19 protein-coding genes are annotated in these 18,687 nt (G+C 73.9%); 10 read left to right on the top strand and 9 right to left on the bottom strand.

The genetic code is table 11. From position 1 onward, the window contains the following. Nucleotides 1-1,380, top strand: a 1,380-nt coding sequence (locus ACFU0Y_RS09585) for an acyltransferase family protein (RefSeq protein WP_380214258.1), incomplete at its 5' end; no start/stop codon positions are given. Nucleotides 1,381-1,422: 42 nt separating this feature from the next. Here the strand turns inward: ACFU0Y_RS09585 and ACFU0Y_RS09580 are convergent. Both ACFU0Y_RS09580 and ACFU0Y_RS09575 read right to left on the bottom strand, forming a co-directional pair. Continuing rightward, entirely contained in the window at nucleotides 1,423-2,646 is a 1,224-nt protein-coding gene (locus tag ACFU0Y_RS09580; protein WP_380214256.1) for a glycosyltransferase 87 family protein, read from the bottom strand. Between the two features lie 64 nt (nucleotides 2,647-2,710). Continuing rightward, on the bottom strand, nucleotides 2,711-4,018 hold the full coding sequence (locus ACFU0Y_RS09575) for a glycosyltransferase 87 family protein (RefSeq protein WP_380214255.1): 1,308 nt from the start codon (nucleotides 4,016-4,018) through the stop codon (nucleotides 2,711-2,713). A 289-nt stretch (nucleotides 4,019-4,307) separates the two neighbouring features. On the opposite strand from ACFU0Y_RS09575, the gene mptB reads away from it, so the two are divergent. Further along, the gene (gene mptB / locus ACFU0Y_RS09570; RefSeq protein ID WP_380214254.1) at nucleotides 4,308-5,903 is read left to right on the top strand and encodes a polyprenol phosphomannose-dependent alpha 1,6 mannosyltransferase MptB; all 1,596 of its coding nucleotides are present in this window, start codon (nucleotides 4,308-4,310) and stop codon (nucleotides 5,901-5,903) included. 83 nt (nucleotides 5,904-5,986) lie between these two features. Here mptB and ACFU0Y_RS09565 read toward each other — a convergent pair whose 3' ends face one another. Both ACFU0Y_RS09565 and ACFU0Y_RS09560 read right to left on the bottom strand, forming a co-directional pair. After that, complete coding sequence (locus ACFU0Y_RS09565) at nucleotides 5,987-6,697, bottom strand: sensor histidine kinase (RefSeq protein ID WP_380214253.1); 711 nt, start codon at nucleotides 6,695-6,697, stop codon at nucleotides 5,987-5,989. A 126-nt stretch (nucleotides 6,698-6,823) separates the two neighbouring features. Further along, entirely contained in the window at nucleotides 6,824-7,573 is a 750-nt protein-coding gene (locus tag ACFU0Y_RS09560) for a response regulator transcription factor (protein WP_380214252.1), read from the bottom strand. Nucleotides 7,574-7,779: 206 nt separating this feature from the next. On the opposite strand from ACFU0Y_RS09560, the gene ACFU0Y_RS09555 reads away from it, so the two are divergent. Beyond that, complete coding sequence (locus tag ACFU0Y_RS09555; protein WP_380214251.1) at nucleotides 7,780-8,208, top strand: hypothetical protein; 429 nt, start codon at nucleotides 7,780-7,782, stop codon at nucleotides 8,206-8,208. Between the two features lie 227 nt (nucleotides 8,209-8,435). Then, the gene (locus ACFU0Y_RS09550; protein WP_380214250.1) at nucleotides 8,436-9,800 is read left to right on the top strand and encodes a heparan-alpha-glucosaminide N-acetyltransferase domain-containing protein; all 1,365 of its coding nucleotides are present in this window, start codon (nucleotides 8,436-8,438) and stop codon (nucleotides 9,798-9,800) included. On the opposite strand, the gene ACFU0Y_RS09545 is transcribed toward ACFU0Y_RS09550, so the two are convergent. Continuing rightward, a complete protein-coding gene (locus ACFU0Y_RS09545) occupies nucleotides 9,757-10,185 on the bottom strand; it encodes a hypothetical protein (RefSeq protein ID WP_380214249.1) in 429 nt (142 codons plus the stop codon). The two genes, ACFU0Y_RS09550 and ACFU0Y_RS09545, sit on opposite strands and share 44 nt — an antisense overlap. A 169-nt stretch (nucleotides 10,186-10,354) precedes the next feature. Between ACFU0Y_RS09545 and ACFU0Y_RS09540 the strand changes: the two genes are divergently transcribed. Beyond that, nucleotides 10,355-10,762 carry a hypothetical protein gene (locus ACFU0Y_RS09540; RefSeq protein WP_380214248.1) on the top strand — a complete coding sequence of 136 codons (408 nt, stop codon included), beginning with the start codon at nucleotides 10,355-10,357 and terminating at the stop codon, nucleotides 10,760-10,762. Between the two features lie 37 nt (nucleotides 10,763-10,799). Here the strand turns inward: ACFU0Y_RS09540 and ACFU0Y_RS09535 are convergent, their stop codons facing one another. Together ACFU0Y_RS09535 and ACFU0Y_RS09530 are read right to left on the bottom strand one after the other, a co-directional pair. Beyond that, nucleotides 10,800-12,017 (bottom strand): MFS transporter, encoded by a 1,218-nt coding sequence (locus ACFU0Y_RS09535; RefSeq protein ID WP_380214247.1) that lies wholly within the window; start codon nucleotides 12,015-12,017, stop codon nucleotides 10,800-10,802. 213 nt (nucleotides 12,018-12,230) lie between these two features. Further along, nucleotides 12,231-13,409, bottom strand: a complete 1,179-nt coding sequence (locus tag ACFU0Y_RS09530) for an acyl-CoA dehydrogenase family protein (protein WP_380214246.1) — start codon at nucleotides 13,407-13,409, stop codon at nucleotides 12,231-12,233. Nucleotides 13,410-13,652: 243 nt separating this feature from the next. Between ACFU0Y_RS09530 and ACFU0Y_RS09525 the strand changes: the two genes are divergently transcribed. The 3 genes from ACFU0Y_RS09525 to ACFU0Y_RS09515 all read left to right on the top strand — a co-directional run bounded on the left by ACFU0Y_RS09525 (nucleotide 13,653) and on the right by ACFU0Y_RS09515 (nucleotide 16,703). Further along, complete coding sequence (locus ACFU0Y_RS09525; RefSeq protein ID WP_380214245.1) at nucleotides 13,653-14,612, top strand: hypothetical protein; 960 nt, start codon at nucleotides 13,653-13,655, stop codon at nucleotides 14,610-14,612. A gap of 493 nt (nucleotides 14,613-15,105) precedes the next feature. Continuing rightward, nucleotides 15,106-16,221 carry an acetamidase/formamidase family protein gene (locus tag ACFU0Y_RS09520; RefSeq protein WP_380214244.1) on the top strand — a complete coding sequence of 372 codons (1,116 nt, stop codon included), beginning with the start codon at nucleotides 15,106-15,108 and terminating at the stop codon, nucleotides 16,219-16,221. 23 nt (nucleotides 16,222-16,244) lie between these two features. Next, complete coding sequence (locus ACFU0Y_RS09515; protein WP_380214243.1) at nucleotides 16,245-16,703, top strand: hypothetical protein; 459 nt, start codon at nucleotides 16,245-16,247, stop codon at nucleotides 16,701-16,703. Here the strand turns inward: ACFU0Y_RS09515 and ACFU0Y_RS09510 are convergent. Both ACFU0Y_RS09510 and ACFU0Y_RS09505 read right to left on the bottom strand, forming a co-directional pair. Beyond that, nucleotides 16,682-16,864, bottom strand: a complete 183-nt coding sequence (locus ACFU0Y_RS09510; protein ID WP_380214242.1) for a hypothetical protein — start codon at nucleotides 16,862-16,864, stop codon at nucleotides 16,682-16,684. The genes ACFU0Y_RS09515 and ACFU0Y_RS09510 overlap by 22 nt on opposite strands. 74 nt (nucleotides 16,865-16,938) lie before the next feature. Beyond that, on the bottom strand, nucleotides 16,939-17,649 hold the full coding sequence (locus tag ACFU0Y_RS09505; protein WP_380214241.1) for a hypothetical protein: 711 nt from the start codon (nucleotides 17,647-17,649) through the stop codon (nucleotides 16,939-16,941). A 149-nt stretch (nucleotides 17,650-17,798) separates the two neighbouring features. Here ACFU0Y_RS09505 and ACFU0Y_RS09500 point away from each other — a divergent pair, with 149 nt between their 5' ends. After that, entirely contained in the window at nucleotides 17,799-18,350 is a 552-nt protein-coding gene (locus tag ACFU0Y_RS09500) for a MarR family winged helix-turn-helix transcriptional regulator (RefSeq protein WP_380214240.1), read from the top strand. A gap of 101 nt (nucleotides 18,351-18,451) precedes the next feature. Continuing rightward, nucleotides 18,452-18,646, top strand: coding sequence for a CsbD family protein (locus ACFU0Y_RS09495; protein ID WP_380214239.1), 195 nt, complete (start codon nucleotides 18,452-18,454; stop codon nucleotides 18,644-18,646). Nucleotides 18,647-18,687 lie beyond the last annotated feature (41 nt).

The following is an 18,687-nucleotide window of genomic DNA, read 5'->3' as shown; positions in this document are numbered from 1 at the left end:
GCCGCCCCCCGCCCCCCCGACGCGCCCCCCGGCGGGCCGCCCGCGCCGGCCCCCGCGGCCGGGGTGGTCCTGGGCTGGGCCGGGCTGGCCGCGATCCTCGCGACCCCTTTCCTCATCGGCCCAGGGACCCGGTTCCCCGGCACCGTGGCCCTGGCCCCGACCCTGGGGGCCACGGCCGTGCTGGTCGGTGGGGCTCTGGCGCCCGGCGCCCGTGCCGGGGCCGGGCGGGTGCTCTCCCCGGCTCCGCTGCAGTGGGTCGGGGACCGCGCCTACGGGATCTACCTGTGGCACTGGCCGCTGCTGATCACCTACCTGCTGGTCACCGCCCGGGACACCGTCCCGGTGCTCGCCGGGCTGGGGATCCTGGCCGCCTCGGTGGTGCTGACCCGGATCACCGCGCTGCTGCTGGCCGGCTGGCGGGCCCTGCCCGGGATCCGTGCCGGCAGCGGGGTCCGGCTGGTCGCCACCGCCCTGCTCGTGGCGGTCCCGCTCACCGGCGCCCACCAGTACACGATCCTGCGCGATCCCACCGCCGGGGTGGAGCGCACGCCGGAGAACTATCCCGGGGCCGCGGTGCTGCGCGGGGAGGCGGCCGAGGTCCCGGACGTGCCGCTCATCCCCACCGAGGACGAGCGCGAGCACGAGTGGGGTGACACCGGTGAGTCCTGCGACTCGGGGGAGGTGCCCGAGGGGATCGCCGACCTGGGCAACTGCTGGCTCATCGAACCCGAGGACGGCAGCGACCCGGACCGGACCCTGGTGGTGCTCGGCGACTCCCACGCCCAGCAGCTGCTCACCCCGATCCACCGGGTCGCCGACGCCAACAACTGGCGGGTGGTCTCCTACCTGCGCAACGCCTGCCGGTACACCTCCGAGTCCGAGAACCGGGACGAGGAGTGCAACGAGTTCAACGCCGCCACCCGCGGCGCGGCCCTGGCGGCCGACCCCGACGCCGTCGTCACCATCGGCACCCTGTCCCTGGCCGAGGCCCCGCACGAGAAGCTCGTCGACGGCTACGAGGACGGCGTCCAGCCGTTCCTGGACGCCGGGATCCCGGTGCTGGGCTTCCGCGACAACCCGCGCTTCACCTTCAGCATGTTCGCCTGCGTGGAGACCTACGGCCCCGACCACGAACGCTGCAACCCGCCCCGCGCCGAGTCCCTGCTGCCGGTCAATCCCCTCGAGGAGATCGCCGCCCGGCACGAGGACCTGCACAGCATCGACCTCACCGACCGGCTGTGCACCGAGACCACCTGCCCGGGCGTGATCGGCAACATCCAGGTGTACATGGACCTGGACCACGTGACCTCCACCTACGGGGAGACGCTGGCCCCGGACGTCGAGCGGCAGATGCTCGACGCCCTCGGCTGGAACGGCTGATGCACCGTCCTTCCGCGGCGGGTCCGGAGGTGGGCCGCCGGCTCAGGCGTCGAGGGTCTGCGGCGCCGGCCGGGTCCTGCTCCCCAGCGCCGCGACGCGCTGCACTGACCACCACAGCAGGACGACGAGCAGCACGTTGCGCGCCGTCAGGACGGCCGCCATCGCCGGGTGGGCGTGGATGAGCGGGGTGTAGAAGAGCGGATAGATCACGAACGTGGCGACCGCGATGCCCATCAGCAGCGCCGCCGGCGTCCGCCACCGCTGCCAGTCGTGCACCAGCCCGGCCACGACGACGGGGGCCAACCAGATCATGAACTGCGGGGAGCCCACCTTGTTGAACACGATGAAGACCGTGGTCATCATCAGCGCCCCCTCGTAGAAGAGCTCCTCCCGCTCCGCCCCCCGGCGCAGCGCACGGACCAGCAGGACGGCCCCGGCGAGGACGGCGAGCACGAGCAGCGGCTGCATGAGGAACGCGACCACCTCGGTGCCGGGGCCGTGCACCTCCGTGGAGTTGATGGCCACGTTGTCGGCCATCCGTGACCCGGCCACGTCGAGGACGCTCAGCCATACCCACGGCGTGGAGAACGTGGCCTCCAGCTGCATGCCGCGCTGGCCCTGGTTGACCAGGAAGTCCGCGATGTGCCGCAGGCCGCCCGAGAGGTGCGTGCCCAGCACCACCACGGCGGTGACCCCCACCCCGGCGGCCACCACCTGCACGCGCTGCCGGCAGGCGATGACGAGGGCCAGCACGACGGCCGCCGGCCACACCTTGATCCACGTGGCGATGCTCAGCAGCACGGAACCGAGGACGGGCCGCTCGGACGCGTACAGGAGCCCGACGAGCACGATGGGGGCGGCGATGCCCTCCACCCGGGCGAAGCTCAGGTAGCCCAGGAAGACGGTGAAGAACAGCCACCACCACGCCGGGGCGATGCCCTGCGGGCCACGCCGGCCGCGCGTGAGGCAGACCAGGCCGGCCGCGTTGAGCGCGGTGATGATCAGCGTCCAGACCAGCAGGTAGGGGCCGTGGCCGGCGATCCCGGCCAGGTGGATCGGGATCTGGGCCAGCACCGGGTACACCCACGGGCTGATCCCGTCCCCGGCATCGGTCGGGTCGTACCCGGCCATCGCCCACTGGCGGTACTGCTCGGTGTCGCTGAAGGCCTCGCCGTGGATGACGAAGGACATCATCCAGCCCAGGAAGTAGAGGTGCACGACGGCGAAGCCCCACCACACGCTGGACGGGCGGGCGAACCAGGACACGACGGGGGCGGGCAGCGCGGCGTCGCGGACGCGGCTCAGCCGGTCGAAGAAGGCGGCGGAGATCTCAGACCTCCTGCGCGGCGGGCGCGGCGGCGGGACGCCGCGTGCCCAGCTGGTACAGGCGGCGGGTCGACCACCACAGGAGCACGACCAGCATGGCGTTGCGCAGGGTCAGCACCAGCGCCATCCCCGGGTGGTTGTGGCTCAGCTCCCAGTAGAACAGCGGGTAGATGAGGAACGTGGCCAGGGCGATGGCGATGAGCATGGCCGCCGGCACCCGCCACGTCCGCCAGTGGTGGGTCAGCCCCACGGCCACGGCCGGAGCCAGCCACACCATGAACTGCGGGGAGCCGACCTTGTTGAACACGATGAACGCGGTGACCATGGTCAGCGATCCGGCCAGCAGCAGCTCGGTGCGGTCGGCGCCGCCGGTCCGCTCGCCGTGCCGGAGGGCCCGGGCGATCAGGACGGCCACGACGGCGGCGGCCACCAGCAGCAGCGGCTGCATCAGCACGGCCATCGTCCCCGTGCCGGGGCCGTCCACCTGCATGGAGTTGATCTCCGTGTTCATGTACATCTGGGACCCGTCCACCCCGAGCACGGACAGCCACAGCCACGGGGTGGTGAAGGTGGCCTCCAGCTGCATGCCCCGGTCCCCCTGCTGGGTGAGGAAGTCGAAAAGCCTCGGCAGCGCGCCCATGGCGGCGGCGACCCCGGCCGCGGCCACGCTGACCAGCATCCCCGTGACCACGACCGCCACCCGGCGGCGGGCCACGGTGACGAGCGCGAGCACGACGGCCGCCGGCCAGACCTTCATCCAGGTGGCCACGCTGAGCAGGGCCGAGGCGGCCACCGGGTGCGCCGCACCGTACACCAGGGCGATGAGCACCAGCGGCGCGGTGAGCCCGTCCACGCGTGCGAAGCCCAGCCACCCCATGAGGAAGACGAAGCCGAGCCACCACCACGCGGCCGGGAAGGCGCTCCGGTCGCGGCCCCAGTCCGTCAGCTTCCCCACGGCCCAGCCGTTGAGCACGGTGATCATCAGGACCCAGAGGAAGAAGTACGGTCCCGGACCTGCCGCGCCGGCCACCGCGATCGGCACCAGTGCCAGCACCGGATAGACCCAGGGGGTGGGCTCCCCGTTCAGGTTCTGGTCGTCGAAGCCGGCCTCGGCCCACGCACGGTAGATGTAGGTGTCGCTGAAGGCCGCGCCGGACAGGGACAGGCTCAGGGCGTACCCGAGGAACACCAGGTGGATCGCGACGAAGCCGACGAGCAGACCGCGCGGGGACCTCGACCACGCCTGCCACCGCTCGGTCGGGAGGCGGTTCCGGAGCCGGGTGAGCATGCTGAAGGTCGTGTCCGTGGACATGGGCAATCCTCGTCGATGGGGGTGGGATCGCAGGACCGCAGGCCTGCCGCACCCCCATGGTACGTGCCCGGCCCGGGTCCGCCCCGATCGGGCGTCATGATCCGCACGCGGACCCGGCCCGGAACCGTCCGGCCGAGTGGACCGGCGCAGTGGACCGGAGGAGGGGACCGGCGGCGTCTCGCACCGCCGCGGCGAGGAGGTGGCATCATGGCGGAAACACCGCTCCCCCGGGGGCGATCTGCACACCTGTCCGCCCAACAGCGACACACGGAGGGGATCGGCGCACGTCATGACGGCAGGGGGATCACATCGGGAGGCGCCGCAGGGTCGCGGGGACCGGAGCGCCACTGCCGTCCCGCTCCACCAGGGCAGGTCCGATCCCAGCCCGAACCCGCGGGCGCACGTCGCCGTCCTGCAGGGGTTCGTCGGCTCCCTGATGATGCTCGCCGGATCGGTCGGCACCGGGTGGATCGCCAACGGCTCGCCCATGGTCCGCCACCCCCTGGTCATCGCGCTGCGCGTCGAGGGGTGGGGCGTCTACGCCTCCACCGTGCTGCTGACCGTCGGCGCCATGCTGCTGGTACGCTCCTGGCTCCGGCTGGGGCAGAGGCTCCGGGGCTGGCCGACCGGCGCCCAGCGCTCCGTGCTGCTGGCCGTGGGTGCCTGGTCGCTGCCCCTGGTCTTCGCCGTGCCCATCTACTCCCGGGACGTGTACGCCTACAACGGGCAGGGCCGCCTGATGCTGGCGGGGCAGAACCCGTACACCACCGGGATCTCCGCCCTGGAGAACTGGTTCATGCTGGGGACGGACCCTGCCTGGGCCGAGGCCCGGACGCCGTACGGGCCGTACTTCCTGTGGCTGGCGCGGGCGGTCGTGGCGCTCACGGGCGCCCAGCCGGACCTCTCCGTCCTGTACTTCCGCATCCTGGCCTGCGTGGGCGTCCTGCTCTGCGTGGTGTACGTGCCCCGGCTCGCGCGGCTGCACGGGATCGACCCGGCCCGTGCGCTGTGGATCGCGGTGGCCAATCCGCTGTTCCTCATCAGCTTCGTGGCCAGCGCGCACAACGACGCGCTGATGCTCGGACTGGCCGTGGCGGGCACGTACTTCGCGGCCACGGGCCGTCCGGTGACGGGTGTCCTGCTGGTGACCGCGTCCATCGGGATCAAGCCGATCACCATCCTGCTGCTGCCGTTCATCGGGCTCCTGTGGGCGGGTCCGAAGGCGTCGTGGCGCCGGAAGTTCGCCCTGTGGGCGGCCACGGCGGCGATCAGCTTCGGGGTGCTGCTGCTGAGCGGGCTCCCCTACCAGCTGGGCACCGGGTGGGTCTGGGCGCTGGTCGATCCCACCCCGGGGTTCACCGGGTACTCGCCCTCGGGGTTCCTGGGCCAGCAGGTCCGCGGTCTCGCGGACGCGGCGGGCCTGCCGGGCGAGGCGTTGGCCTCGGTGCTGCGCGACGTCCTGCAGTACGCCGCCATCGGTCTGGTCCTGCTGCTGATGTTCCGCGGGGACGACCACCAGGTGGTCCGCCGGCTCGGTCTGGCCTTCGCCGCCCTGGTGCTGCTGTCCCCGATCATCCAGCCCTGGTACATCCTCTGGTTCATCCCGTTCCTGGCGGTGACCGGGATCAGGGACAACTGGCAGATCCGGTCCCTGTACGTCGTGATCACCTTCTTCGTGATCTTCGGCGCCCAGGACCAGCTCTCGGTGTGGCCCTTCATCGAGCTGCCGGTCGACGCCTCGACGATCGCGTTCGCCACCGCCCTGCTCTTCACGGCCTACCTGATGCTCCTGGACCCCCACACCCGCCACCTGCTCGTCGACGGCGGCCCGGCGGGCTGGCTCCGCCGCCGGCGACGCCGGGAACGAGGCCTCCGCCGGCGCTGAGCGCGGCGGGTCCCGGGCATCCCGCGCGGCGGACGGGGTGGGCACGGTGTGGGGATCTCACCGGCGCCCCCGGGGCTGCAGGGTCAGGGCGCGGCCAGGGGGAGCCGGACGGTGAAGCGGGTGCGGCCCGGGCGGGACTCCACGTCCACCGTGCCGCCGTGCGCCTGGACCACCGAGCGGACGAGCGACAGACCCAGTCCGGTGCTGCCCTCCCGGGTCTGCCGGGAGGTGTCCAGGCGGCTGAAGCGCTCGAAGAGCCGGGACCGGAACTCCCGGGGGATGCCCGGGCCCGCGTCCAGGACGGAGGCCTCCGCCCAGCCGTCCGGGGTGGTCCGCACGGCGGCGGTGACCGCGGTGCCGGGCGGGGTGTGCTTGCGGGCGTTGGAGAGCAGGTTGGCCAGCACCTGGTGGAGCTGCGCGACGTCCGCGCGCACGGGCACGGGCTCCTCCGGCACGTCGGGGGCCCAGTCGTGGTCGGGGCCGGCGGCCGAGGCGTCGGTGAGGGCCTCGAGCACGAGCTCGCCGAGGTCCGCGTCCCGCAGCTCCGGGCGGCGGCCCTCGTCCAGGCGGGCCGGCAGCAGCAGGTCCTCGACCAGGGCGCTCATCCGCAGCGTCTGCTGCTCGACCCGGGCCAGCGAGGCGCGGCCGGTGTCGGTCAGAGGCTCGGTGAGCCGCAGCATGTCCGTGTAGCCGCGCACGGCCGCCAGCGGAGTGCGCAGCTCGTGGGAGGCGTCGGCCACGAACTCCAGCAGCCGGGTCTCGGAGTGCTGGCGCGCGGCCAGGGCCGAGTCCACGTTCTCGAGCAGGGAGTTCAGGGCGTGGCCGACCTCCCCGACCTCGGTGCCGGGCCGGTGACGAGCCCGGCCGCGTTTCCGGCCGCGGGTCCGGCGGGCGGTGCGTGGCCAGCGGGCCGGACGGCATCAGGACGCGGGCTTGATGACGTACCCGGCCCCGCGCACGGTGTGGATCATCGGGGCGCGGCGGGCGTCGATCCGCTTGCGGAGGTGGGAGATGTAGAGCTCCACGATGTTGGCCTGGCCCGAGCAGTCGTAGTGCCACACGTTGTCCAGGATCTGGGCCTTGGACAGGACCCGGCGCGGGTTCTCCATCAGGTGGCGCAGCAGCTCGAACTGGGTGGTGGTCGGCTCGATCGGCGCCCCGGCGCGGGTGACCTCGCGGCTGTCGATGCTGAGCACCAGGTCCCCGACCACCAGGGTGGCGCTGTCCTGGGCGGCGGCCCCGGAGCGCTGGACGAGCCGGTGCAGCCGGATGAGCACCTCCTCGATCGAGAAGGGCTTGGTCACGTAGTCGTCCCCGCCCGAGGCCAGGCCCTCGATCCGGTCCGCCGCGGTGTCCTCGGCCGTGAGGAACAGCACCGGCACCTCCGGATAGGACTGGCGGATCCGGGAGAGGACCTCCAGACCGTCCAGGCCGGGCAGCATCCGGTCCAGGACCAGCACGTCGGGGGCGAGGTCGCGGGCCTGGGCGACGGCGTCGAAGCCCTCGTGGGAGATCCGGGCGTCCCATCCGCACATGCCCGTGCCCATGGCCACGAGATCGGCCAGGGCCGGCTCGTCGTCCACGACCAGCACCCGGATCGGCGAGCCGTCCGGGTGGGTCAGCCGGGGCAGGACCTCGGTGAGGACGGAGAAGCTGGAGGAGTAGGACATGGGAGCTCCCGGTGCGGGGCGGACGTGACACCGCCACTGTTGCCCACCAGATGAGGCGCACGTCCTGTGGAAGCTGTGCGCAGCCTGTGCCGTGCTGCCGCCAGTCACAGGAAAGCCGGGCGTGGCCGCCCAGGCCCGGCACAGACTCCGGCCGGAGGCTGGAAGCACGTCGAACCAGTCACCCACCCCACAGCCCAGGAGCGGACATGCGCACCATCACCATCACCGACGCCGTCGAGGCCGCCGCCCGCGCCCAGTACGAGCGGGCCGCCCATCCCGCAGCGCCCCCGTGGGAGGACTGCGCCGAGTCAGACCGCGCCGTCTACCGCCACGCGGTGCGGCCCCACGTCGAGGCGGCCGCCCCGTTCATCGCCGCGCGCTCCCTACGGGACGCGGCCACCGCCTTCGCCACCATCCGCCCCTCCGAGGCGGCCCGGCGCAGCCTCGAGTACCCGGTGGTGGAGCTGCAGGCCATGGCCTACCGGCACACGGCGGCCCAGCGCCCCGTCGGGGTCCCGTCGTCGTCGGGCACGATCACCGCTCCGGTCACCGCTCCCGCCGGCGCGGGGGCGGCACGCCGGGTGCGCACCGTCCTGGGCGCCCTCCGCCCGTCGAGGCGCCCCGAGGCCGTGTAGGCCCCGAGGCCGTCCCGGTCCCGCGTCCGCGAGGAGCCCCACGGCCACCCGGCGGCCGCCGCCGGACGGCTCTCGGTCAGGCGCGCCGCCCGGCGTCACAGCAGAAACACAGCATTTCGAAAAGCCCAGCACATGCGCACGAGCAAAGGTGGAGGGCACACCGGTCCTCCGGGCCGGTCCGGTGGGCAGGGGGTCCGCCGGCGCCACGCGCTGAGGGGGCAGCTGCCATGACCGAACCCCGGGGCCACCCGCCCAGGACCGGGCCGTGGGCACAGCCTCCCGCCCGGCGCCCGGAGACTCCTGGCCCGGACACTCCTCGCGCGGACGGGACCTCGGCCACCGGCCGGACCGGCAGGCCGCCCGACCCGGCAGCCAGGACCGATCCGGCTGCCAGGCCCGACCCGGCCGCCGCGCCCGGCAAGCGCCGCCTCGTCGGGGTCGACGCCGCCCGGGGTCTGGCCCTGATCGGGATGATCGCGATCCACATCCTGCCCTCGTGGGACCCGGAGACCTTCGAGCCCACCGCTCAGTGGACCGTCTTCGCCGGCCGCTCCGCGGCGCTGTTCGCACTCCTGGCCGGGGTGGGCCTGGCGTTCAGCACCGGTGGCCGGACACCGCACACCGGCCGGGCGATGACCGCCGACCGGGCGGGCGTGGCCGTCCGCGCGCTGCTGATCGCGGGCCTGGGGCTGGTGATCAACCACGTGCTGCCCGGGAACACCATCGACGAGGTCCCGGCCGTCAACATCCTCGTCTACTACGGCGCCTTCTTCCTGCTGGCGATCCCGTTCCTGCGCCTGTCCGCGCAGGCCCTGTTCGTCTGGGCGGGATGCTTCGCCCTGGCCGGTCCCGTGCTCGTGCACCTGCTGCGGGACGTCCTGCCGGCCGTCGAGCGCTACAACCCGGACTACCTCGACCTCGTCGCGGACCCCGGCGCCACCGCGGCCCGGCTGCTGCTGACCGGGACCTTCCCCGCGCTGCCGTACCTGGCCTACCTGCTGACGGGTCTGGCCCTCGGCCGGCTGGACCTGGCCGCGCTCCGGGTTCAGGCGGGGCTGGTGCTGGGTGGGGTGCTGCTGGCCGCCGGCGCCGCGCTGGTCTCCTGGGTGCTCGTCGTCCCGGCCGGCGGTCTGGACCGTCTGGTGGCCCGCACCCCCGGCATGGACGAGGAGCTCGTCACCGAGATCATCGTGTTCGGCCCCGACCCGACGCTGCCGACGAGCACGTGGTGGTGGCTGGCGGTCGGCGGGCCGTACACGAACACCCCGCCGGCCCTGCTGCTGGGCCTGGGCTCGGCCGTGGCCGCCCTGGGGGTGTTCCTCCTGCTGGCCCGCCGCGTCGGGACCTGGTTGCTGCCGCTGAGCGCGATGGGCTCGATGACGCTCACCGTGTACTCCGCGCACCTGCTGGCCCTGGCCACCGAGGTGCACTACGACCAGCCGGTGTGGTTCGTGATCCACGTGGGCGTGGCCATGGCCTTCGCCCTCCTCTGGCACCGGGCCATGGGGCAGGGCCCCCTCGAACGGCTGGTGGCCGCCCTGGTGCGCGTCACCCGCCGGAGCGTGCTGTCCCGGGAGCGCCGGCCGGGCTGAGGGAGGCCGGCCGCTGGGGCATGAACAGCAGGGCGGCGAAGATCGCCGGCCACAGCAGGAACAGACCCAGCACCGGTTCCACGAGCGGCGGCAGCCGCCCGCCCAGGACCAGCAGCCCGATCAGGCCGGGCGGCACGAGGAACAGCCCGAGCACCACCCGGTCACCGGTGGGCCGCAGCCGCCGGCGCACGAGACCGACCAGCAGGAGCGTCCCCAGCACCGTGCTGAGCGCCCCCGTGACGGCGTTGGTCCACGCCAGCTCTCCGTACGCCGCGAGGGACCGGGCCGTCGGCCATCCCAGGGCGCTCGTGAGCAGACCCGCGGCCGCGACCGCCGCGCAGAGCGCGATGCCCCGCCGGCGCCGTGCTCGCTCGGGAGCGTCCATGTCCGTCCGCCTCCAGGGGTCCGACTGCCGATGTCGGTCCAGTATGGGACACCGCCCGGCACGGCACCGTCCCCGGACGTGCCGAGGCGTGCCGTGGCGAGGCGTGCCGGGCCGAGGCGTGCCGTGGCGCGCGGCCGGTCCGCGCAGCACGCCGGTAGGCTCTCGCCCCATGAGCTCCCGCCCGGCCGGACGACCGCCCCTGTCCGGTGCCTTCCTCTATCCCCTGGCCGTGGTGGCCATGCTCGGGGCGCTGCTCGCCGTCCTCCTGGACCTCGTCTACGTGGCGTTCCGCAGCCGCGGCAACCCCGACGCGGCGTGCGCCGCCTCCGCGGCGGGGAGTGCGCAGCTGCTGCCGGGGGAGCAGCCCGTCGGCCACCGCACGTGGTGGCCGCCCTCCGTGGTCTGCGAGCTGCCCTCCGTCGATCCCGCCGTCGCCGTGGTGCACTCGCTCACGCCGGGGTCCGAGCTCGTCTTCTGGGCCGCGGTCGTCGTCCTCGCGGCGGGGCTGCTGGTCGTGGGTGCGGTCTGCCTCGGTCCCGCCCGCGGATCCCGGCGGCCCGTGGCGTCCGGGCGCTGACCGGCGGTTCCGCGCGGGGGGACCGCGCGCAACGGTGCTACCGGGTCTCGGCCGGGGCGCTGCGGCGCCGCAGCGCCGCGTAGCCCAGGACGAGCAGACCGGCCGCGGCCAGGCCGACGCCCACCCAGGCGGGGGAGCGGTAGCCCCAGCCCGCGGAGATGACGACCCCGCCGAGGAACGCGCCCACGGCGTTGGCCAGGTTGAACGCCGCGTGGTTCATCGCGGCCGTCAGGGACGGGGCGTCCTTGGCCTCGCGCAGCAGGCGCACCTGGAGCGAGGTCGTGAAGATCGAGCCCATGATGCCGATCCACAGCGCCCCCAGGACGGCCGCGACGGGGACGTGGACGAACAGCGCGAAGAACGCCAGGGCCACGCCGGACACGGCACCGGCGCCGAGGGCGGTGCGCTCGATCGAGCGGTCGATGAGCGGGCCGGCCAGCAGCGAGCCCACGGTCATGCCCACGCCGAACACGGCCAGCACCCACGGCACGGTGCCGATGCCGAGACCGGTGAGCTCGGTGAGGGTGGGGGAGATGTAGGTGTAGACCGCGAACATGCCGCCGAAGCCGATCGCCCCGGCCAGCAGGGTCAGCGCCACCTGGGGCCGGGCCAGGGCCCGGACCTCCTGGGCCGCGGAGGCCATCCCCTCGTTGCGGGTGCGGGGGACCCACAGGGCCAGGGCCGCGATGGTCAGCGCGCCCAGGAGCACCACCAGCAGATAGGCGGAGCGCCAGCCGAGGGCCCCGCCCAGGGCCGCGGCGAAAGGCACGCCCACGATGTTGGCGATCGTGAGACCCAGCATCACCCGGGCCACGGCTGTGCCGCGGCGCTCGCGGGCCACGAGGGAGGAGGCCACCACGGCGGCTACCCCGAAGTACGCGCCGTGGGGCAGCCCGGCGAGGAACCGGGCCGCGTAGAGCCACTCGAGGGAGGGCGCGGCGGCCGAGAGCCCGTTGCCCACCACGAACGTGAGCATCAGCGCCAGCAGCAGGGTCTTGCGCTCCACCCGGGCGGCGAGGGACGTGATGAGCGGCGCGCCGACCACCACCCCCAGGGCGTAGAGCGAGATGGACTGGCCGACGGCGGGGATCGACGCGCCGAAGTCCTCGGCGATGAAGGGCAGCAGGCCCATCGAGGCGAACTCGGTGGTGCCCACCCCGAAGCCGCCCATCGCCAGGGCGAAGATGGCGAGGCGGGTGCCGGCGGGGCCGGGGGCATTGACCACCTGGAGCAGGGCGGTGCGGGGTGCGGACACGGCGGGTCCTTCCGGGGAGGGCGCAGGGACGGGCAGCGAGCGCGTCGTCGAGCCCGAGCGAAAGGGGAGGGTGTCTTTCGAGCCTACGCGCGTTCGCCCCGGTCTCCCATGCCTCCCGGTGTGATCTTCGTCAGGCCTCGCGGTCCCGAGGGACGCCCCGGCGGGTGTCCCTGCCGGCGCTCCCCGCCCCACGGGGGTCCGGTCGACGCGTGCTCAGCGGAACGCGGAGTGCCCGGTCAGGTGCTGGCCCAGGATGAGGGTGTGCACCTCGTCGGTGCCCTCGTAGGTGCGCACCGACTCCAGGTTGTTGGCGTGGCGCAGCGGCGAGTGCTCGAGGGTGACCCCGTTGCCGCCGAGCATCGTGCGCGCCTCCCGGCACACCTCGATCGCGGTCCGGCAGTTGTTGAGCTTGCCCACCGAGATCATGTGGTTCTCCAGGCGGCCCTCGTCCTTGAGCCGCCCGATCCGCAGCGCCAGCAGCTGCCCCTTCTGGATCTCCAGGGCCATGCCCACCAGCTTCGCCTGCGAGAGCTGGTAGGCCGCGAGCGGCCGGTCGAACTGGATGCGCTGCTGCGAGTAGGCCAGCGCGGCGTCGAAGCTGTCCCGGGCCGCGCCGAGGGCGCCCCAGACGATCCCGTAGCGGGCCTCGTTGAGGCACGAGAACGGTCCCCGCAGACCGGGGTTCTCCGGCAGGAGGGCGTCGGCGGGCAGCCGGACGTCCTCGAGGTCGATGTCGCACTGGATGGAGGCGCGCATGGACAGCTTCGGCTCGATCGGCGTGGCGGTGAAGCCGGGGGTGTCCGTGGGCACGAGGAAGCCGCGGACGCGCGCCTGTCCGCTCTCGTCGACCGCCTGGGCCCAGATCACGGCCACGTGGGCGATCGAGGCGAGACCGATCCAGCGCTTGGCGCCGTTGAGGACCCACCCGTCGCCGTCGCGCACCGCGGTGGTGGCCATGGTCGAGGGGTCGGAGCCGGCGGTGGGCTCGGTGAGGCCGAAGCACCCGATGATCTCGCCGGCGGCCATCCCCGGCAGCCAGCGCTGCTTCTGCTCCTCGGAGCCGTGCTTGGCGATCGCGGACATCGCCAGCGAGCCCTGCACGGAGACGAACGTGCGGATCCCGGAGTCGCCGGCCTCGAGTTCCTGCATCGCGAGGCCGTACTGCACCGCGGACTTCCCGGCGCACCCGTGGCCCTGCAGGTGCATGCCGAGCAGCCCGAGCTGCGCCATCTCGGGGACGATCTCCTGCGGGAAGACGGCGTCCGCGAACCACCCGGCGATGTTCGGCCGGATCCGCCGGTCCACGAACTCGCGGACCGCGTCCCGGGTCTCGAGCTCCTCGGCGCTGAGGTCGGCGTCGAGGTGGAGCAGATCGGTCGCGGCGGCGTTCATGGGTCCTCCTGGGGAGTCGGGGGTGCGCGGACGTCTCAGACGAGGATGACGCATGTGTGACCCGGGCGGCACGGGAGCCGTTTCGTCGCAATTGTCATTTGTGGGGCTTGCCCGCCCGTCCGTGGCATGCTTCGAGTCGTTATGAGGAACGTCATGCTCCGGAAACACGACGTGCCGGATGCAGTAACACGCACTTCCTATCCTCGGAGCAGAACCGCTCGCCCCGCCCCCAAGGAGCAGCCCATGACCGAGCACGCCGGACCAGGACCCGCGCCCTCGGTGCCGCACGCGCGCCGGCCGGTCCTCCGCGTGGTGGGCGGCACCGCCGCCGGACCCGCCCGCACCGATCCCGTCCCCGCCGAGGCCGACGCCGAGGCCCGGGCCCGCGCCGCGGCCGCACGGGCCGCCCACCCCTCCTCCGGCCTGGGCGTGCCGGGCTTCCAGCGCCCGCAGCCGCCCGCGGACTCCCGCCCCGAGGACCGCCCGGAGCCCCGGGCCGAGGCCCCCACGGAAGCCCCGGCCGATCAGCAGGACGGCCGGACGGCCGGGCAGCAACCGGAGGCCCCCGCCGGGCACGCTCCCGGCGTGCTCCGCCTCGACATCCCCGGCCGCGACGTGACCGCCTTCGACGTGACTGCCCGCGACATCCCCGCCCTCGACGGGCCCGGCCCGCACGAGGTCACCGGTCCGGTGCTCCTGCCGGCGGCCCGCTCCGGCGACGTGCTCAAGGTCGAGGTGCTCCACGTCCTGGACCCCGAGGCCTCCGACGGACCGCTCGGCACCGGGTGCACCGCCTACCTGCCGGTCCGCGCGGACGGGGCGGCCTTCTGCCCCCGCGAGCTCCACCGGGCCCTGGGGGCGGCCGGACAGCCCCTGCGCGGCACCTTCCGGGTGACCGTGTGCCGGACCGGCGCCCAGGACGTGCCGGCCGTGGCGCACCGGCAGCCGTTCGCCGAGACCGACGAGCACTGGATCGTCGTCGGCCGCTCGGGGACGGAGGCCGCCGACGAGCGGACGTTCTGCCTGACCGCGGCCATGCAGCAGGCCGTGCGCGCCGGGGTGGACTTCCTGGCGCGGGACCGCGGCATGGACCGGCCGATCGCCCACGCGTACCTCTCGAGCGCCGCGGAGTTCGCCGTGACCCGGCTGGAGGACAGCTCCGCCGGCGCCCACGGCCGGATCCGCAAGGCCGACTTCTGCTGACCGTCCCCCGCGCGCGGGAGCCCCGCGACCCCGCGCCGATCGATGTGCATTCGTAACCGTCATATTTCGCAGGGGATGCGCTAGATCACCCGGTCACCCCCTACTGTGGGTGACGCAGGTCACGCGGGCGTCCGTGCGCGGTCCCGACAACGAGGTCGGGCTGTCGCCGCCGGTGGCACCAGGCCGGGGCGCCCGGTGACCTGTCCAAACCCCCGCCCCCACCGCCGATGCACTCCGCCACGGCGCGGAAACACGGGGACCCCGAACCCGTAACACCGTCTCCCTAGGGTCGAAGGCAGTCGAGAAAGCCGCCCTGACCTCAGGAGACACCCATGACCGAGCACTTCGCCCGCCGCGCCGCCGACGAACTCCAGCGAGGTCTGGGGCGGCGCACCTTCTTCCGGGCGGCCGGCCGGGCTTCCGCGGCACCGTCCTCCAGCCGGGCCGAGAGCCGATCCCCGGGGACCACTACCTGCCCTCCGAGGTGGACGGCGTGCTCTGGGGCTACGTCCCGTCCGTGGACGCCGAGCCCTCGCTGCGCATGCGCTCGGGGCGCACCGTCACCATCGACGCCGTCTCCCACGAGGGGATCCTCGAGGACCAGGGCCGGGACCCCGTGGAGTTCTTCGCCGGCCAGGGCGTGCCGCGCTCGCGGGTGCTCGACGACGCCGTCGAGATCGCCCGGGACTACGACCGCACCGAGCGGGACTTCGACCGGGACGGCCCGCACGTGGTGACCGGCCCCGTGTTCGTCGAGGAGGCCCGCCCGGGCGACGTGCTGAAGATCGAGACCCTGCGCGCCGATCTGCGCGTGCCCTACGGGGTGGTCTCCAGCCGGCACGGCAAGGGGGCGCTGCCGCGGACCGCCGACGGCGGCGCCCCCGCCGGGATCGGGCTCGACGAGGTGATGCCCCCGGTCGGCACGGACGGCCGGTCCACCGGAAACCCGGAGGAGTACGGCAACGTCTCCACGTTCACCCCCGTGGAGCACGGCCAGGGCGTCATGGCCGGCGGGGCCGTGCGCTTCCCGCTGCGGCCGTTCATGGGCATGATGGGCGTCGCCCACCAGCGGGGCTCGGGGCCCACCGACGACCTGCTCAACTCGATCCCGCCGACGCTCGGCGGGGGCAACATCGACATCCACCACCTCGGCGTGGGCTCCACCTTCTACCTGCCCGTGCGGACGGACGGGGCCCTGTTCTACGTGGGGGACCCGCACATGGCCATGGGCGACGGCGAGGTGGCGCTCACCGCGATGGAGGGCTCGCTGCGCGGCACGTTCCGGCTCACGGTCTGCAAGGCGGGTGAGGGGGACGCCCCCTCCGTGGCCCACGACTACCCCTTCGCGGAGACCGCCGAGCACTGGATCCCCATCGGGCTCTCCGACCCGGACGGCGCGGGCGGCGGCGAGCAGAACTCGGATCTCGATGTGGCGATGCGCCGGGCCGTGCTCAACGCCCTCGACTTCCTCGAGCAGGACAAGGGCATGGAGCGGGCCGTGGCCTACGCCTACCTCTCGGCCGCCGCGGACTTCGCCGTCTCCCAGGTGGTGGACCGCACCGTGGGCGTGCACGGGCTGATCCGCAAGGCGGACTTCGACCGCTCCTGAGCCCGCCCTGTTAATCTGCGGGCATGACCTCGTCCGCCCGGCCGGAGGCACCGGCCGCCTCCCTGCCGCGCACGCTCGCCCGGGTGCTGCTGGGCCTCGTCCTGCTCGGCGCCGGGATCAGCCACCTCACGGTGGCCCGGCAGGAGTTCACGGCCCAGGTGCCCCCGTGGGTGCCCGTGCCCGACGACGCCGTGGTGCTCGGCTCCGGGGTAGTGGAAATCGTCCTCGGCGCCGCGCTGGTCCTCCTGCCCCGGCGCCGGGTGCTGCTGGGGTGGCTGACCGCGGCGTTCTTCGTGGCCGTGTTCCCGGGCAACGTCTCGCAGTACCTCACGCGCACCGACGCCTTCGGCCTGGACACCGACCGCGCCCGGGCCGTGCGGCTGCTGTTCCAGCCGCTGCTGGTGCTGTGGGCCCTGTGGTCCACCGGGGCGTGGCGGGCGTGGCGCCGCTCCCGCCGGGATCAGTCGCGGCGGTCGGCGTAGCGGTCCCGCACGCGGCGGTACAGGGTGAACGTGGCCAGGTAGGCGAGGGCCGCGAGCACCACGACGGGCAGCCACTCCTGGGCGTCCACGGTGGTCAGCAGCGCCCCGGCGGACGTCACCACCAGGGCCAGGACGAGCAGGCTCGCGACGATCGACTTCACGGGTGTCCTTCCGGGGCGCGGGGGCGGTGCGGGGCCCCTCCAGCGTAGCGGCCCGGCGGTCGCGGCCCGGAGGCTCAGCAGGCCTCGGCGAGTGCGCGGCCGGTCCCGTCCGCCGGAGAGATCGCGGAAGAGCTCGCCGCAGAGTTCGCGGAAGAGCTCGCGGGGGCGCCCGTGGGGATGTCGCCCAGGTGCAGCAGGTCCACCACGTACTCCTCGTCGAGCGCGGCCTCGCGGGCCAGGAGCGTGATCGGCACGTCGTGGCGCACGGCCAGGCGGAGCTCGTCCCGCAGGGACTCGACGGCCTGGTCCAGCCGCCAGCGCTCGGCCTCGAGCCCGGCCTCGAAGGCGCACAGGCGCCGCGCCTGCTCCGCGGTGTCCGCGGTGTCATGGGGCGCCAGGGGCCCGGCGTCCGCCACGGCCTGGTCGAAGGCCCACTCGGCGGCCTCGACCCGGCCGGCCGCGGCGAGGACCCGCCGGGTGAAGAACGGGCGGAACAGCATCGCCTCGCCGTCGGGCACGATCGAGGGCACTGTGCCCGCCGCGGCCGGCGTCTCCTGCAGGAAGCCGCAGGCGCAGGCGTGCACCCGCCGGCCGTCGATCGCGGCCTGGGCCACGGCGTGGTTGACGCGGTCCTGCACCTCGGCGAAGTCGAGGGTGCGCACCGGCATGGGCCGCCCGCAGTGCACGGGGGCGGCGGGAACCGCCCCGGGGCCGTTCCGGACCGCCCGGAGGGGGGTGTGCTCTGTCGTCTCGACGGTGGATCCGGGGTGCAGCTGCTGGCTCATTGTCCGACCTCTTCCTTGCGTCTCCTGCATCATTCCTCTGCGACCGCGTGCCCTCCCTCACAGGACCGCACGATCCCCATCGAACAGGAGTATTACTAGATTGTCTAGTTATCAGCCCTTCTGATTTATAGATCCACTACACTGGTCCCATGAGCGCACAACCCACCACCTCGTCCGGCTACTGGTACGCCGCCGAGGGGCAGCGCCCTCCGGCGGTGCAGGTGCTCGAGGCTCTGCGGACCTACCGGGCGGCCGAGTCCGCCATGCGCCTGCGCACCCGCAACTCCATGGGCATGGGGGAGAAGGACGTGCTGGCCCTGCGCTACCTGCTTGAGGCGGATCGCGCCGGGACCCCGATGAGCCCGCGGGACCTGGCGATCAGGCTCGGCATCTCCTCGGCCTCCACCACCACGCTGCTGGACCGGCTCTCCCGCAGCGGCCACGTGGCCCGCCGCCCCCACCCCACGGACCGGCGGGCGCTGGTGATCGTGGCCACCGAGGAGGCCGACTGCGAGGTCCGCTCCACCCTCGGGGCCATGCACGAGAGGATGCTCAGCGCCGCCCGGGCGCTCTCCGCGGAGGAGGCCGCCACCGTGACCGCCTTCCTGCACGCGATGGCCGAGGCGGTCGAGGCCGTCGACGAGCGGCAGCTCCACGCGAAGGTCGAGGACTGCCGGCACCCCGGACCCGGGGCCGCCTGAGCCGGCGCCCCGCCCCGCCGGGCCCCCGCGCCGGCCCCACGGCGCAGGACCCCGGCAGAAAATCACCGGCCGAGGACGCCGGGGCACGAAAGGAGATCCCGATGGGACTCGACGACAAGATCCGCAACGCGACCGACAAGGCGGTCGGCTCGGCCAAGGCGGCGGTCGGTGACGCCACCGACAACCGCGACCTGCAGGCCGAGGGCCAGGCGCAGAAGACGGCCGGGACCACCCGGCAGGCCGGCGAGCACCTGAAGGACGCCGCCCGCAACGTCGGCGACGGCTTCAAGAGCTAGCCGGGGCGAGCACGCCGCTCCCCGCCCTCCGTGCGGAGGGC

Source organism: Kocuria sp. NPDC057446, from assembly GCF_042802875.1.
Classification (GTDB): Bacteria; Actinomycetota; Actinomycetes; order Actinomycetales; family Micrococcaceae; genus Kocuria.
The sequence above is the reverse complement of the archived record's forward strand: the minus strand, read 5'-3'. Positions and strand labels throughout refer to the sequence as shown.